Origin of the sequence: Allohoeflea poritis, from assembly GCF_027889715.1 — a bacterium.
GTDB classification, from domain to species: domain Bacteria; phylum Pseudomonadota; class Alphaproteobacteria; order Rhizobiales; family Rhizobiaceae; genus Hoeflea_A; species Hoeflea_A poritis.
In genome coordinates, this window is sequence record NZ_JAPJZH010000006.1 from 14,921 (window position 1) to 32,432 (window position 17,512).

General features: G+C 62.7%; 6 protein-coding genes. 1 reads left to right on the forward strand and 5 read right to left on the reverse strand.

The window, feature by feature from the left end:
* Positions 1-73: 73 nt before the first annotated feature.
* Positions 74-10,831, reverse strand: coding sequence for an autotransporter outer membrane beta-barrel domain-containing protein (locus tag OOZ53_RS10925; protein ID WP_271089559.1), 10,758 nt, complete (start codon positions 10,829-10,831; stop codon positions 74-76).
* A 237-nt stretch (positions 10,832-11,068) separates the two neighbouring features.
* On the opposite strand from OOZ53_RS10925, the gene OOZ53_RS10930 reads away from it, so the two are divergent.
* The gene (locus OOZ53_RS10930; RefSeq protein ID WP_271089561.1) at positions 11,069-12,754 is read left to right on the forward strand and encodes a bifunctional helix-turn-helix transcriptional regulator/alpha/beta hydrolase; all 1,686 of its coding nucleotides are present in this window, start codon (positions 11,069-11,071) and stop codon (positions 12,752-12,754) included.
* A 1,000-nt stretch (positions 12,755-13,754) separates the two neighbouring features.
* Here OOZ53_RS10930 and OOZ53_RS10935 read toward each other — a convergent pair.
* From OOZ53_RS10935 to OOZ53_RS10950, 4 genes are read right to left on the reverse strand one after another with little or no spacing between them, the layout of a single operon-like run.
* Complete coding sequence (locus OOZ53_RS10935) at positions 13,755-13,934, reverse strand: hypothetical protein (RefSeq protein WP_271089562.1); 180 nt, start codon at positions 13,932-13,934, stop codon at positions 13,755-13,757.
* 13 nt (positions 13,935-13,947) lie between these two features.
* Positions 13,948-14,826: an SMP-30/gluconolactonase/LRE family protein gene (locus tag OOZ53_RS10940; protein ID WP_271089563.1), complete on the reverse strand. Its 879-nt coding sequence runs from the start codon at positions 14,824-14,826 to the stop codon at positions 13,948-13,950.
* Between the two features lie 14 nt (positions 14,827-14,840).
* Positions 14,841-16,346 (reverse strand): aldehyde dehydrogenase (NADP(+)), encoded by a 1,506-nt coding sequence (locus tag OOZ53_RS10945; protein WP_271089566.1) that lies wholly within the window; start codon positions 16,344-16,346, stop codon positions 14,841-14,843.
* 10 nt (positions 16,347-16,356) lie between these two features.
* Entirely contained in the window at positions 16,357-17,511 is a 1,155-nt protein-coding gene (locus OOZ53_RS10950) for a fumarylacetoacetate hydrolase family protein (protein ID WP_271089568.1), read from the reverse strand.
* Position 17,512: the final 1 nt, after the last annotated feature.

Consider the following 17,512-nt stretch of genomic DNA (forward strand, 5'->3'; position numbering starts at 1 on the left):
AAATCTGAGAAACATGTTGTTCATCCCCCTTGTTGTCGCGGTTCACCGACGGATGTCCGCCACCCCGTCCGAATTAGTAGGGAACCGTCAATTTCAGCGAACCCTGCTTGTTCGTGGTGTTCGGGCCGAACTGGCCGCTGACATTCGCCTGCAGGCTGACGCCGTTGGCGGCGATCCAGTCCAGACCGGCGGCAAGAGTCAGCAGCGTATCATCCTGGCCGGCTTTGATAATGGCGGAGGGAACGCCGGCCGGGGTTCCGTCGATCCTGGCCGCGACCGCCGGCACCTCTCCGATATGCTGCAGCACGCCGACATTGGCCTTGGCCCGGAGCACCGACGCGCCGAGATCGAGTTCACCGCCCGCCTCCAGGTGCGGTGCGATCCACCCGTAGATCTGCGAGCTGCTGTCGATGGTCAGATTGGTGAGGCCGCCGCCGGTTTCGGTAAACCCCTTCTGGTGCATGTAGGTAGCCGCGCCGTCGACCGTCGGCATCAGATAGATGCCGCCGAAATCGTAGAGATGTGCCAGCCTGACATTGAGCGACAGATACCCCACCTTCTGCGTCGCCGTGGCAATGCCGCCCACCGTGCCGACATTGACAACGCGGCTCGTGTCGAAGGAACCGAGGCCGCCGATGAGCGATCCGGCCACCTTTGTGCCGCCATCGACATATTTCAAGACGAGGCCGGCTTGCGGACGCTCACCCTGCCCGCTGGCGTTGGAACCCGACCGGAATGAGGCCTGCTCGTAGGAGCCGGCCATGCCCAGATACAGTTTTTCATTGATATCGCCCTGAAACCCCGCGGCGAAGCCTTGGCTGGTCTCGTTGTAGGCGAAATTCTCAATGGTGCCGCGATAGTTCTGTTCGACTGCGGTGATCCGCGCCCAGGCGCAAGTGTGTTCGGCGATGAACCGGTACTTCCCGTCCCTGTCGCTGCAGCTCAGCATCGCGTCAGCGAAATTGCCGACACTGACGGTGGTCGTGGCCAGGCTCGTGGCATAGGGCTCCGGGCTGAGTGAATTGTAGGCCTCCTTCAGGCCATCAAGTGTTTCGATCTTGAAAACAGTCCCGACAAGATCGGCAAATTTGGAGGAGCCGCCGGCAAGCTGGACGTTGTTGATGTAATCGCCGAAGGAAGTCTGGTTCCGGTTCAGGCCGGCGGGCGAGAAGTCGATCACATATTCGAACTTCGCGTCCCGCAAGCTCGGATACAGGATGTCATACTCGGCGACGGCCGAAACCGGCGCGTTCAAAACCAGGTTCTGCGATGTCATATCCTGTTGCGTGGTGAAGAACGTGACCTCATGGGTGCCGGGCGCGGCGGCATTCGGATTGACCACGAACAAATCGAATGTGCCGTCGAGCGACGCCGAACCGGTCGCGTCGATGCGGTCGATCTTGCCGACCTTGGTGTCGCCCGAGACGAAGTCGAAATCGGCCATGATGTTGGCCGTCGCCGTCTGAACGAATGTGCCGCCGAGGCGGGTGGTGGACACCGTCTCGATCTTGCCCGTATCGGCGAGTTCGATGATCCCGTTGTTGAACAGCCGGTTGGAGGCCAGCCCCAGATCGACGGTCTTGCCCATGTTGAACCGGGCGGCGTCAACCCTGTTGTTGAACGCGTTGATGCCGCCGGCCAGTTCGATATTGCCCGTCACCCGACCGTTGTTCTCGATGGTGTCATTGCCAGTGGTTCCAGAAACAGCCAGGCCGTCAACCAAAGCGGTGGTGGTGATGAAACCGTCATTGGTGACGGTGTTGTCAGCGCCTTCCCTGAGGTCCACGCCAATGCCCTTCGCACCGCCGGCGATCAACCGGCCGGTCTTCAGGTGGATCGCAATGTTGCCGCCCGATGTTCCGGCGCTTTGAGCCAGGACAGCCGTCGATGTCTCGTGGCTTGTCTCGACATTGCCATCGAGCGTGAGACTGACCCCGGCGCCTGTCCCGCTACCACCGGCAGTGCCGGAAAAAATCCCGTCGATGAAGCCACCGCCGCCGCCAAGGCTCTGCAGCACGATGCCGAAAGATTCCCGGCCGCTGGTGGCGACATTGCCGCTCTGCACCAGTGTGACGGCGCCGCCGTCTCCGGAATTGGCACCACTGAGTGTCATGTTCACCTGGCTGGCATCGGCGTCGTGGAACGCAGTGCCGCCGCCGCCGCCGATGGATTGCAGGACAATCGCGTGCGAACGGCTGCCGGCGGTGGAAGCGATGCCGGTATTGTTCAGCGTCACCGCGCCGCCATCGCCGTTCGCGGCGGACTGGCCGCCAACCGTCACGTTCAGCTGCGCGCCGCCGGCACTCACCTGCTCGATGCCGCCGCCGGCGCCGATGCTCTGATGCACGAGTGCGCTGGAATTGTCGCCCGCCGTCGCTGTGTCGCCGAGCCTGGTGATATTGACGGCACTGCCGTCATTGCCGGTGCCGCCATTGGAGCCGAGCACGATATCGACGGGCGGCGGGACAGCGAGCGCGGCAGCGGCAAAGCCTGCCGGCGCCGGTGCGGCGGGTGCCGCCGCGGCGGACACGGAGGAAGGTGGCGGTGTCGTGTCGAAGGTCTGGTAGCCGCCGCCGCCGCCGATGGACTGCGCAAGGACGCCGACGGACTGTTCGCCGATGACGATAACGTCATCGTCAATCTGATAGGTCACCGTTCCGCCGGCTTCGGACGTGCCGTTGGTGCCGCCGGCCCTTAACGCCGATAGCCCGATCTCGCCGTCTGTCGTATCGACGGTGAATGTCGAGCGCCCGCCGCCGCCGCCGATGCTCTGCAGCAGGACACCCTGGGTATCCGCGCCAAGGGCAATCAGCCCGCCTGCGTGGCGTCCTGTGATGGCGGCGCCGTTGTTGTTCTTGCCGTTTTCGCCGCCAAGCGTGGATACGATTTCGATCGCGCCCGCGATCTGTCCGGCGGTCTGCGCGAGGACGAGCTGTGTGAGCGTCGTGCCGCCGCCGCCGCCGATCGCCTGGATGCTGCTGCCGGTATTGTGATGGCCGGTCAGGCCGAACGTTCCGGTCGTGTTGACGGATACCGCCGCGGCGACCGCGTTCTCCGTACCCTTGCCGCCGGCGATGATTTCGAGCGCCGGTTTGGAACTGACCGATGTGCTGCCCCCGCCGATTGGAATGAGCGAACCGGGTCCCAGCGCCGTGGCACGTTTCAGGTCCAGGACGAGACCGCCGCCGCCGCCATTGATGCTTTGCGCCTTGATCGCCTGCGAGCCCTGACCGGTGACCGTGATGTCGCCGGAGTGGTTGACCGTCACCTTGCCGCCCAGGCCACCGGACCCGCCGCCACTGCTTCCGACAAGCATCGAAAGGTTGTTCGCAATCAACGTTGAAATCGCGTTGCCGCTGCCATTGGCGACCGCCAGACCGAGCGAGGCGTTGCCGCCGCCGCCACCGATGGATTGGGCCAGAATGCCGTGGCTGCTCTTGCCTTCGGTGCGAATGGTTCCGGTGTTGTTGACGACGACATCGCCCGCGTCCTCACCGGACCCTCCCTTGCCGCCTATGGCAACCAGGGGGCTGAGGCGGTTTATGTCTTTTGCCAGCACGACGCTCCGTGCAATGCTGGTCCCGCCGTTGCCGCCGCCGCCGCCGATGGATTGGGCAAATATGCCGTGGGCCTGATCGCCCAAAGTCTGGACCGCCCCGTCATTGGTGACGAGCACGTTTCCGGATCTGCTGCCGCTGCCGCCGTCGCCGCCTATGCTGATTCCGGCAAGAATGCTCTTTTGTCCCGTCGCGATGTTCTGCGTGAATATAGCGCTGCCATTGCCGCCGCCGCCGCCGATCGCCTGTGCGAAGATGCCGTGGGCGTTTTCGCCGCCGGTATCGATGCGGGCGGAATTGGTGTTCGTGACCGTCACATTTCCGCTGCTGCCGCCGGTTCCGCCGCTGCCGCCGATATTGATGTCCAGCCTGTTGGCGGCCGATCCGGCCATCGGCTTGGATGTGGTGTCGTTGACCACCAGGCTGCCATTGCCGCCGCCGCCGCCGACCGACTGCGCCTGAATGCCATGGGACCGCTTGCCGGCGGTCTTGATATTGCCGGTGTTTTCGACCGTGACCGTCCGGCTCAGGCCTCCGGTGCCGCCGCTGCCGCCGATCCCCAGATTGGCGGCATTGCTATTCTGTCCGCCGACGAACGTCTCGTTGATGACGAGGCCGCCGCTGCCGCCGCCGCCGCCGATGGATTGGGCGACGATACCGGCAGACTGACCCGCTTTCGTCTCAATGGTCCCCGAACTGACGATTTTGACCTTTTCCGCCTCCGCGCCGCTGCCGCCGCTGCCGCCGACACCGACCGTGACGGAGTTGGACCCATTGGCCGATGCACTCCCGACAAGCGGCGCGAATGTCACGGCACTGCCGCCGGTGCCGCCAGCACCGCCGATGGACTGGCCGAGAATACCGTGCGAATCCGCTTTGTTTGTCACAATATCCGCGGTGCTGGTCACGTCGACCGTATCGGATTTGGCACCGGCTCCGCCGCTGCCGCCAACGCCGACTTTGGCAGAGGCACTTTCCCGGAACAGGATGTTGGTGACAAAGCCGCCGGTCCCGCCGCCGCCGCCGATGCTCTGGGCATGAATGCCATGCGAGGCCTGGCCGTTTGTGGAAACGACGCCATCCACCGTGACGATCACCTTGCCGCCCGTGCCGCCACTGCCGCCGTCAAGCCCCACCGACAATTGCGCGGCCGCTGATTTCTTGGTCTTTTCGGTGCCTGACTGAGCGCCGACGGCCACCGTTGTCGCCGTGCTTCTTCCGCCGCCATTGCCGAGGCTCTGCGCGATGATGGCGGTCGCCATGTCTCCCGCCGTTGTGAAAACGCCGTCCGCCGTCACCGTGACGTTCCCGCCGGCGCCGCCGGTCCCGCCTGTGCGTCCGATGGTGAGGTCCAGGGACTTGCCGGTGCCCGGATTGAGGATCAGGCTCAGAGCCGTGTTGCCGCCACCCCCGCCGATGCTTTGGGCGATGATTGCGGATGCGCCAAGACCAGCCGTCGTGATGTTGCCGGTCTGATCGACCGTGACGGCGCCGCCGGTTCCGCCATTGCCGGCGCCGCCACCGATGGCGAGGTTGACCGCCTTTGCGTCCTTGTTGAAGCCGGCGCCGATGTTGAAATTGGCATTGCCGCCGCCGCCGCCGATCGACTGGGCGAGCAGGCCGACGGACTGGTTTCCGGCGGTTTTGATTTCTCCCTTCTGGTTCACCGTGACCGTCGATGCCGAACCCGAGGCGCCGCCCGAGCCGCCCAACGCCAGGATCAGGGACTGGCTGCCGAGCGGATTGGCAAGGCTGGCGGCCAGGACAATATTGATTCCGGCATCGCCGCCGCCGCCGCCGACGGACTGGGCGGTCAGCGCATTGGCGTTGTTTCCAATGGTCTGCAGCAGGGCCTGGCTCGTCTGTCCTCGGTTGACCAGGACCGCGCCCGCATTGCCGCCCGCACCCCCGCTTCCACCGACACTGGCGGCCAGAGGGCTGCCGGACGGCGAAATGGCGCCCGCGACATTGACGCCGCCGGACCCGCCACCGCCGCCGACCGACTGGACCAGGATGCCGTTGGCGCGGTCCGCGAAGTTCGTACCGGCCGGTCCGAGAGGCGTTCCTCCAAACGGGTTGTTGGACGTGCGGGCACCATTGACCGTCACCGCGCCGTCGCTGGTCAGGGTGACCATTTTGGAATTGGCGCCGGCGCCGCCATTTCCGCCGATGCCGATCGTGGCGTTGTAACCGCTGCCGGCGGTCACATCGGCCGAGACGTTGAGGCCGCCGGACCCGCCGCCGCCAGCAACGGACTGAGCCAGGATGCCGATGGCCTCCACGCCGGTGGCAACGACGGTTCCGCTCTGCGTTGCCGTCACCGTGCCGCTGGCGTTGGCGCCGCCCCCGGCACCGCCCAGACCAAATACGAGTGAGGGCTTCGCCGATGCTTTGTTGGCCTGAATGCCGCCGCTGATGTTGATGGCGCCGTCACCGCCGCCGCCGCCGATGGATTGTGCTGCAAAACCACGGGACCGCGCACCAAACGCCGACACATCGCCGCTGACGGACGCAATCACCGTGTTGCCGATGCCGGCGCTGCCCCCCGATCCGCCGATGCCGGCCGTGATCCCGCCATCGATGCTGATGCCGCCCGACACATTGATGGCGCCATTGCCACCGCCACCGCCGAGGCTCTGTGCCAGGACGGCGGATTTTCCGAATCCTCTGGACTGGATAACCCCTTGCGCGACAACTGTTCCCGAAACTTCCTTTCGCTCGGCAAGGACCGCCAGGTCGACGGTGCCTGCATTGCCGCCCGCGCCGCCGAAGCCGCCCAGGCCGAGCGTCACCGCATAATTGCCGCCGCCGGCCGGTGAGCCGAGCGACAGGCCGCTCGCGATATTGACACCGCCATTGCCGCCGCCGCCGCCGACCGACTGCGCGACAACGCCGTTGGAGCCTTGCGCCCGAAGCAGCGCCAACATTTCCGACGGCACACCGGCCGGGATGTTGACGCCCAGGGCCAGGACGTCGCCCGTCACGCGGCCCTTGACATTGCCTGCGGCGCCGCCGTTGCCGCCAAAACCGCCAACGCCGATGTTCACGGCGGCGGACGTGCCCGATGTGGTCCCGGCAATGCCGCTGCTGATGTTCATGGCGCCGTTGCCGCCGCCGCCGCCGATGCTCTGAAACGTCACCGCGTCCGACAGCACGCCGGTGGTGACCGTGTTTCCGGTGCGGCCGAAATCGACATTGCCGCCGGTCCCCCCGATTCCGCCGAAACCGCCGATGCCGACCGACGCCGTTCCTGAGAGTTTGGTCGCGAGACTGAGTGTGCCGGAGATATTGACGCCGCCCCGGCCGCCGCCGCCGCCGACCGACTGCGCCAGGACGCCGAACGCATTGGCACCGGATGTGCGCACCGTGCCGTCAACCCTGCCATCGACGTTCTGGCCGCTGCCACCGCTGCCACCGAAACCGCCGACACCGGCCCCGATCGCTCCGCTGTTGCCGATCGACATGGAGACCGTTCCGCTGACGTTCAGGCCGCCGCTGCCGCCACCGCCGCCGAGACTCTGTACCAGCGCGCCATAGGCGTTGTCCTTCGTGGTGGTGATGTCGCCTGTCATCCGTAAGGTGGCAGCGCCCGCCTGGCCGCCGCCGCCGCCAAAACCGCCGACCCCGACACCGACCGTCGCGGCGCCCTGGCTCGATGCGGCAAGGCCGCCCGTCACGTTGAATGCGCCGTTGCCGCCACCGCCGCCAACTGACTGGACAAGTACCCCGTTGGCATCTTTGCCACCGGTGGCGATGTTGCCGGCAATGTCCGCGATGACACGCCCGCCGGATCCGCCACCGCCGCCGAAGCCGCCGACACCGACACCGACGGACGCGGCGCCCGTGCTGGTAGAAGCCGACACGGCCGACGAGACATTGAAGCCGCCATTGCCGCCGCCGCCGCCAATGGACTGGCTGACGAAGGCGCTGGAGGCGGCGCCCATGGTGGTTATGTTTCCGGTATGGTTCATGGTCACGGTGCCGCCGCTCCCGCCGCTACCGCCCGAACCGCCAACTCCGACGGATACGGCGCCCGCACCGGTGCCCGAGCCTGAAAGCGAGCCCGATACGTTGAATGCGCCGTTGCCGCCGCCACCGCCGACCGACTGTGCCACGATCCCGCTCGACCGGGCGGCGTCCGTTCGCACGCTGCCGCTAATCAGGCCGGCGACCAAACCGCCTTGACCGCCGCCGCCGCCGGAACCTCCCACACCGGCGGTGACCGCACCCGCGGCGGTGCCTGCGCCTGCGACGGCACCGGAGACATTGAAGCCTCCGTTGCCGCCGCTGCCCCCGACCGACTGCAGTAAAATCCCGGTCGAATCGGCCTGCCTGGTCGTCACGGTACCGGCATAGTGGACATCCACCACCCCGGCGCTGCCGCCATTACCGCCCCGGCCACCAATACCGACGGCCACGCCAACGGCGGCCGTGTCGGAGGCCGCGCCCGAAAGGGAGAGAGAGTATCCACCATTGCCGCCGCCGCCGCCGACGGATTGGGCGATCAGCCCGTCCGACATGACGCCGTTCGTTGTGATGGAGCCGCCGGAACGGATCTGAACCCTGTCGCCGATGCCGCCGGCGCCGCCCGAACCGCCGACACCGAAGGATGCGGACACCGCGCCGCCCTTGCCTGCCGCAACCGCGACGGAAGTCACCGAGCCGCCATTGCCACCGCCACCGCCGACGCTCTGCGCCAGAATGCCGTCAGCATTCACGCCCTGTGTCGTCACCGCGCCATTGCCGTTGATATGAACCTGGCCGCCGGCCCCGCCTGAACCGCCGGTACCGCCGACACCGACGGACAGCGCTCCGAACACCCCGGCCGCGATGGATGTCGAGAAGCCGCCATTGCCGCCGCCGCCGCCCACCGACTGCGCCAGAATTCCGTTGGACCGGTCACCTTCGGTCGTGATGAGCGGGTCGATCTGGGTCGGCACGCCATTGATGACGACCGTGCGCGGACCGAGATTGACCGTGGTTGTTCCACCGACCCCGCCATTGCCGCCGCTGCCGCCAATGCCGACGGACGCAAAAAGGCCGACGGCGAAGGAATTTCCACCGCTGCCGCCGCCGCCGCCGACGGATTGCGCGAAGATACCGTGCGAATCGTTTCCGCCGGTTGAGATGCGCCCGGAATTTGTCGCCGTGACAATGCCGCCATGACCACCCGCACCACCCGCCCCGCCGATCGATACCGGCCCCCCGACGGAACCACCATCGCCGCCGCCGCCGCCGATGGATTGAAGCTGAATGCCGTGGGAAACATTTCCGGAGGTGCCGATTTGACCGCTGTTGCTGACAATCACATTCCCGCCGCTGCTGGCGACACCGCCCGAACCCCCGAGAGCGACGGCACCGCCTGTATCTCCGCCGGATCCGCCGCCGCCGCCGATCGATTGCGCAAGGATGCCCCGCGCACGCCTGCCGGATGTCGCCAATGTGCCGCTGTTAGCGACACTGACCGTGCTCCCCGATCCGCCCTGTGCGCCCGAACCTCCCAACGCGACAAGGCCGCCGCTGGCGGCGCCCGAACCGCCGCCGCCGCCGATCGATTGCGCCAGAATCGCGTCGCTGCCGATTCCGCTGGTTTCGATGGCACCGGAGTTGTCGACCGTGACAACGCCCCCGTTGCCGCCGGACCCGCCGCCACCGCCAAGCGACATGACGCCACCGGTGCCCGAGGCCGAGCCGCCGCCGCCGCCGATGGACTGGGCGAAAATTCCTTTCGCTTCATGATTTCTCGTGATTATGAAACCGCGGTTTACGACGAGGATCTGACCGCCATGGCTGGCTGCTCCCCCACTGCCGCCCAAGGCAACCAAACCGCCCGCGGACCCGCCGGTCCCGCCGCCGCCGCCGATGGACTGCGCCAGGATGCCATGGCCGGATATCCCTTCCGTCTGTATGGAGCTCCCGGCCTGTGTCCGCACATCAACAGTGCCGCCATGGCCGCCGCGCGAACCGCCGGAGCCCAGCGCGAGAAAGCCGGCGGCGAAGCCGCCATTGCCGCCGCCGCCGCCGACCGACTGCGCGAAGATGCCCATTGAACCGTTGTTCTTGGCCAGAATGCGGCTCCCGGTATTGTTGCGAACGAAAACGGCACCGCCATTGCCGCCGCCGGCGCCGGGCGTCGACCCGCCAAGGGCGACAACGCCGATGGCATCACCCGCATTGCCGCCGGTTCCGCCAATGGACTGGGCTTGGATGCCGTGGGCGTCCAAACCGCGTGTCTCGATTTCGCCGGCGTTGGTGACGCTGACCGTATTGCCATGACCGCCGACACTGGCTGTACCGACATCGCCGACGATCCCGTAGCTGTTGCCGCTTGAACCGCCGCCGCCGCCGGTGGACTGGGCAAAGATGCCAACCGCACCATTGCCGATGGTCAGGATCTTGCCGGTATTCGTTACGGTGACGGTTCCGCCGGCGCTTGCCGGCCCGCCACTGCCACTTCCGGCGAAGATAAAACCGCTGCCGCCATTTCCGCCGCTGCCGCCGCGGCTCTGGGCGAAGATACCGTGCCCTCCGGCACCCTGTGTTGAAATATCGACGCTGGAGGCAAGGTTGACGGGGCCGCCCAGACCGGCCGCGCCACCGTGCTTGGCACTGATATTCGCCCCGTATGCGTCGCCGCCCTTTCCCCCGTTTCCGCCCTGGCTGATGACCGTGATGCCGGCCAGGCCCGGCGTTACCGATTGGATATTGCCATTATTTCCGACTGTTATGTTGCGCACGACTGCCGGCCCGTTATGGCCGGGATCGCCCGGATTGCCATCACGGCCGACGGTAAAGCAGGTCTTGAACTTCCAGGCTCCGATGCAGACACCGACGCCATAGCCATTGCGGCCGCTGGAGCCGCTCGGACCCGCTCGGTGGTCGTGGACGACATTGACATTGCCTGCCGGTATCGCGACCGAAACAGGACCACCCGGATCGCCGGGTATGATGCCTGCGGTTCCGCCATTGGGATCATCCACGAAGGGCTGCAGCACCGGCTGTGCAATCGTCGCGGTGCCGCCGCTTTCCTTCAGATTAAGGGTGACAATGTGCCCGGCACCGTTTTTCACGACGGAATCAACGGCGTAGCTGACGCCGTCGACATCGTATATTTCGCCGACCCCGACACGCGTGAAGATGACGTTGTTCTGGTTGGTCAGCACAGAACCGTCAGCCTGAACCTGTACCACGGTCTCAAAGGCGCCTGTGACCGGGTTGAGCACAGGATCACCGACGGAAATGGCGTAAGCGCTGGCCGGCAGGAGCATCAGCACAAGTAAAAGGAATCCACAAAATCGAGAAATGGTTCCTAGAGCGGAAAATTCTTTTCCGGTATCGACGCGCCCGGATGCATCACACATCGGATTCCCGAATGTTATTAAAGCGTTAATTTGCAACTATCGCGATAGGCTATAGGGGCGTTTCTTGCACCTGTCATGATGCGTGTGTACTATGAACCGCATATTCTTGCGCTAACTTGTTAAATACATTGAGAAACCCCGCGAGGTTGCATGAAGTCGCCCAAGGGCCTGTCGCCGAAGCAGGCCGACCTGCTGCACAAACATGATCTGGCGATGCGCAACCTGGACGACTACAGCGCGTTCCTGGAAGCCTGGCAGACACTGATTGACGAGAACGACACGGACGAATTGCCCGATCTCCAGGGGTTTGCGGATTTCGAACGCTATGCCACCTACGCTGTTCACAGCTTCCTGGAAACCGGTCACACATTATCCGGCGGCGATCTGGGGCAGCACGAATGTGGTGCCGCCCTGGTGACCGGTGAGGGCATGATCAAACAGGTCAATGCATTTGCGGGCCGGTCTCAAAAACTAACGCCGGGCCGCAGTCTGTCGAATTGCGGAATCATGTTCGAGGGCGACAGCGCCGTCGGAACGCTGTTGCAGAAAATGGAAAAGGACCGGCGATCGACCTTTCATCTGGTTCAGGCGGAGGACAGACGTTCAGGCACCCCGGTGGTTCTGGCGATATCAAGAATAGACGCGGATGGCGAAGACGCTTCCCTTTTTCTCGTACTTTTTATCGTTCCGCCCGACGTTCAGTCCACGGTCGCGATCATGGCCAACAAATTCGGTTTCACATCCGCGGAAGCGGAAATAGCGGAGGCGTTTCTGGAAGGGCGGGCCTTGCGCGACATCGCCACGCAACGCGGAAGATCCTATGTAACCATACGCAATCAGTTTCAGCGAATCCTGGAGAAATCCGGCTGTGCATCGCAGACAGAGCTGTTTCGGTTGTCGTTCAGCCTGTTTTCGCTGATCGGCAATCCGGTCGAGACGCGTCAGGGCAGCGGCCGTAAGGTGAGCCGGACAATGACGTTGCCGCGCCCCAATGGCCGAGTTGTGGAACTGACCCTGAGCGGTGACGAGGCGGGGCGACCGATCCTCAACCTGCCCAGCCTGTTCGGTCACGGTGTCACCCCCGAGATCGAAGACCTGTTGCGGGACCGCGGCGTCCTGTTCGTCAGCCTGATGCGCCCGGGATTTGGCGGCACCAGCCCGCCGGCGCAGGATCAGGACCTGTATAGCTGCCTGGCAGGGGATGTCCGGGCCATTCTCGACAGTCTGGAGATCCCACGCTGCCCGTGCGTCGCCCGCGCGTCGGCGGGGCGGCCATTCTATAACCTGGCGGCGCAATTGCCGGACCGCATCGACCGCGGGATTGTCGTCAACGGCTTGATCCCGCGCGAATACATAGAAGGCAAAAGCGTCGTCTCAAAATGGACGACCGCCTTGATGAGCGCCTCCATCGTCTCCTATCCGGTGGCCATGCTCATTTTGGGAACGGGCAACAGCCTGCTCACCCGGTCACACGGCGCGTCCTTCCTGAAGAGGATGTATCAGAATTCGGAATCCGATTGCGCGGCTCTCGATGATCCGGACGCGGTGGCCTGCATTCGGGCCGGCGTTCACCAGGTGACGCAACAGGGACTTGGTGCGGGCGTTCAGGAAATGGTTGACGCGTTCCAGAACTGGTCTGCGGAACTGCGGGCGTTGCGGACGCCGGTCACCGTTTACCACGGAGTGCACGACCCCAATGTACCGATCGCAGGTGTCCGCGAGTTCGTCAGCGACAATGCCCGTTGTCTGACGCTCGTGGAGGAAACCGAAGGGGGCGGACTGTTGAACCATTCCCACACGGCAAGGATCATCGATCTGGCGCTCGAGGATGAATGATGCCATTTGAACCGGGCATGCTTCAGTGAACCGGCAGATGCAAGAGGCCGACACTGCGCCGCTGTAGAGTTTCATGGCAGCAAATCCAGTTGCTCCCTGACCGGCTCATAAATGAGTTTATCATCGCTGGGCGAACAAACGGATTTGCTCTGCCAATGATCGCCGCATCGGGTCGCCGCCTCATTCAACAAGCTCGGCTTCAAACACATCCGATCGATCACGGGACAGCCTCTGACAATTAGTAGAGAACCATATTATTCACTTTGCGGACATTGGACGGCGATGAAAATTCTTTGATGGCAACCCCTTGCGGGAGCGCATGTCAATCGCCATCAACGCAGGTCCATCCCCCTACTCCCACTCGATGATCAATTGTGCAGGTAAGCGGTTGATTTCATGACGAATTTGTCTGCGGCAATTCGCGCATACCGTCAGAAATACCGTCAAATCGCTAAGCTTCTGAATTCGCTCAATAAATCCCCTCCCCTTGTGGAAAGAGCCGCGGATAAAAGCTGACATAAAATTGGATATCTCGTTAGCCTTGTCCACAGAGATTTTGGGTTCCAATCGCGGACTCGCAACTGGAGCCGTAAGCAGAGGTACTTCCAAAGGGCTGCGTGATGATCCCCTTCGATCCGATTTGATCTCCGGTAATGCGCGATGGACTTGCATATGCTGCACAGATGTCAGACGCGGGGAGCAGGCATGTCGCCGGGATCAAGGGGAAGATCGAACCCAAAGTGCACTTTTCCCAAGCCATGTATTCGGCTTAGTCGTGCCAGGAGTTTGAGATGATTATAATCTCCCGAGACGCAAATATCGATTGCGAACTTTTTTCAAATCGCCAAAGACTCAATAATCATCCACTCCAGCAAAAATTAGGAACGAGAATGGAACCTGCTCATTTCTTGCCCGGTGTTAGCACCTCTGCGATAGCTGTGTAGCACGCCGCCGCCAACGGTGATGGTGCCAAAAACCTACGGATATTCATCCAATAAAACTAGAATGGAGGTAGCATCAGATCTGCAACAACCTTCATTGTGGAGCGGTCGCCATCCCTTCCTTCTGCTTTTTCAGGGCTGGCATGAAGCGTTGTCTTTTCGGATTTTCCGAAGGGCGTTGAAGGTGGACGCACGAACGACTTCACAACATTACCCAGCAGAGCAAGCCACTCCTTCATTTTGTTGAGCCACCTATGTCCCGAATCTTGGCTCCGGCATTCCCTCAACGCCAAGGCCGGTAATTGCGAAGAGGCTGCCGCGCAACACGCCGTCTTCGGGAAAGCGCGGTAGTGGTGGCTTGGCCATGGAGGTGACATACAGAATGTCCATGTTCGGCCCTCCAAAATTCACACTGGTCACTTTCTTGACCGGCAGTTCGATAACGCGATCAACACAGCCGTCCGGTGTGAATCTGACCAGCTTGCCCGCATAAACCAGCGCGTTCCAAAGGAAGCCTTCAGCATCAACGGTTGACCCGTCTGCCGCACCACCATCGGATTGGTCTACATCCGCAAAGACCCGTCTGTCAGCGAGATTGCCGGTTTCCAGATCATAGTCGTAGGCCCAGATCTCGCCGGCCCAGGAATCATGGAAATAGAAGGTTCGGTCATCTGGAGAGAAACACGGACCGTTTGAGACGACGAATCCCCTGTCGATCTCGTGAACCGTAAAATCGCAGTCCAGCCGATAAAGGGCACCCGAGGCGCTCTCTTCGCTCATGTCCATCGAACCGGCAAAAAACCGGCCACGACGATCGGTTTTTCCATCATTCAGGCGGTTGTTCGGTTTGTCGCTCTCGATTTCGACAACTTTTTCGATTTCGCCGGTCCTGAAATCGAGCAGGCTGAATGTGTTGTCCAACGCGATGACTGCGCCGGATCCATCCTTGCGCAGTGCGATCGCACCGACTTTCCCGGGAACGTCCCATGCCCTGATTTCGGTTCCGTTCGCCGTGCAGGAGAAAATGCGGCCATCTGCCAAATCGACGAAAAAGAGACGCTGGAGATCGACGTCCCACAGCGGACCTTCTCCAAGCGTTGTTTTGACATCCAGTAAAACGTCGATCTTCATATTCTCACATTCCCCTAGCCGATTGCATCTTCCGGAAGCAGTTCTCCCGGCAACGCCTGATAGCAAACCGGACGCAACCAGCGGCGGATAGACAGTGTGCCGACCGACGTTGCCCCGAAATTCGTCGATGCCGGATAAGGACCGCCATGCACCATCGTGTCGCTGACTTCCACGCCAGTCGGAAATCCGTTGACCAGAATTCGCCCGGCCTTGCGTTCGACGATCGGAACCAGCGTTTTGGCGAGTGCGGTGTCGCCTTCGTCGACGTGCAGGGTGCAAGTCAATTGGCCGGCAAATGCGCGGGCAACATCGGCAAAATTTTCGGCTGACGGCACACGCACGACGATACCCAGTGGCCCGAAAACCTCTTCTGCCAGATGATGTTCGGCTGACCAGGTATCCAGCGTCGTTTCAAACAGATATGGCAGTGCATTGCGGCCTGGGCAGGCGCGCCCCACGATCTCATTCAGATTGCCGGTATTTTGAAGCCGCGCCGCCCCGCTGCGATACGCTTCGGCAATTCCGTCCGTCAGCATGATCTGTTCCGCTGTCTCGGAAAGTGCCCTTGCCGCGGCGCTGATGAATGCATCCGCACTGGCTGTTTCGACAAAAACGACGCCCGGATTCGTGCAAAACTGGCCGGCGCCCATGGTCAGGGATCCAGCCCAGGCTGCACCAATGTCTGCGGCGCGGTTCCTGGCTGCATCCGGCAGCACGAAAACCGGATTGATCGAGCCGAGTTCGCCAAAGAACGGGATCGGCTTCGGCCGCGAGGCACACAAGTCAAACAGTGCCCGACCGCCTCCATGCGAACCGGTAAAGCCGACGGCATTGATGAGCGGGTGCTGGACCAGCGCTTCTCCGACATCGCGGCGGCCGCCCTGAACGAGCGAGAAAACACCGGGGGGCATGGCGCAGGCGACAATCGCTGCCGCAATAGCTTGAGCGACGATCTCCGATGTGCCCGGATGAGCCGAATGGCCCTTGACAACAACCGGGCAACCGGCCGCCAATGCGCTGGCCGTGTCGCCACCGGCTACAGAAAATGCAAGCGGGAAATTCGAAGCGCCAAACACGGCGACCGGCCCGATTGGGCGCTGTATCATATGCAGTTCCGGTCGCGGCAGAGGCGCACGGTCCGGCAAGGCTTCGTCATAACGGCGATCCAGATAGTCGCCTTTGCGAATATGAGATGCGAACAGACGCAATTGGCCCACCGTGCGGCCGCGCTCACCTTCCAATCGTGCGACTGGCAGGCCAGTTTCCGCACTGCCTGTTTCGTTAATTGCTTCGCCGCGCTTATCGATTTCATCGGCAATTTTCTCAAGAAAATCCGCCCTGGATTCACGCGTGATGGAGCCATAGGTCTCAAAGGCCGCCTCAGCCGCCGCAACCGCCCTGTCGACCAGCGCAGGCGTTCCGATACAGAACTCGCGCGCGCCTCCCGTCACGGGTTGAGAGGAAAATTTTTCGTCACTCTCGACCCATTCCCCTGCGATGTAGTGCTTGCCTGTCAGCATTATTCGTTCCCTAGATCAGTTGGCGTTGCGCCAGATTGCGCATGAAAGCGGATGGTCCGAAGGTCCATGGCGGGCACTCGCTGCTCTTACGAACGAAATTGGTCAAAGTACCCATTCCGGTCGCCGTTATCTCGACTTTGTCACCCGTCTTGTGAGTAAATCCTTCGCCGGGCACATCCCGATCCTCCGTGGGAGCGAACAGCGTTCCCAGGTAGAGCATGAATCCATCCGGATATTGGTGGTTTTCGTTGATCGTCTCGGCAACGATGTCGGCAGGATCCCGGCTGATTTCCGCCATGGCCGAATGACCTTCAAGCACATAGCCGTCCGGCCCGGTGACCGTCATTGCAAGTTCCGCCTCACGAACGTCGCCCATGCTGAATTGTCCATCAAACAAACGGATGAGCGGACCTATGGATGCCGAGGCATTGTTATCCTTTGCCTTCGACAGCAGAAGAGCCGAACGGCCTTCGAAATCCCGAAGGTTCACATCGTTTCCGATTGTCGCGCCCTGGATTTCGCCGCGACTGTTGACCGCCAGGACGATTTCGGGCTCAGGATTGTTCCACACCGATTTGGGATGGAGGCCGACCGGCGCGCCCCAGCCAACCGCCGAAAGCACCTGAGCCTTGGAAAACACTTCGGCATCAGGGCCGATTCCAACTTCCAGATATTGCGACCAGAGACCTTCCGCGATCAGCGCTTCCTTGACCCGTTCCGATTTCGCCGAACCCGGCACTATGTTCGCAAGGCTGGCACCGATCAGGTCACCGATTCGCGCACGTATGGCATTGGCTGCCTGCGGGTCGCCCGCCGCTCGCTCTTCGATCACGCGTTCGACCATTGACCGGGCAAATGTAACGCCCGCGGCCTTGACCGATTGCAGGTCATTTGGGGCAAGGAAGTGTCGCTTGTGCGGATTGGACTGCGCATTCAGGCTTTCGGATTCAAGCGCGTTCAGGGTTGCAATCCAAGCGCCCGAAACATTTGCGACATAGTCTGCCGGATCATTGAGTTCCAGCAGGTCCCGCATGGTCGGCACATCACGCGAGGTGATATCAAAAAGCTCGCCATTGCGAAGCGCAATCAGGATGGGGCCCAGTTCGGGAACCCAGACCCGGCCGACAAACACACCATCGCTTGCAGCCAATCCCGTTGTCGCCATC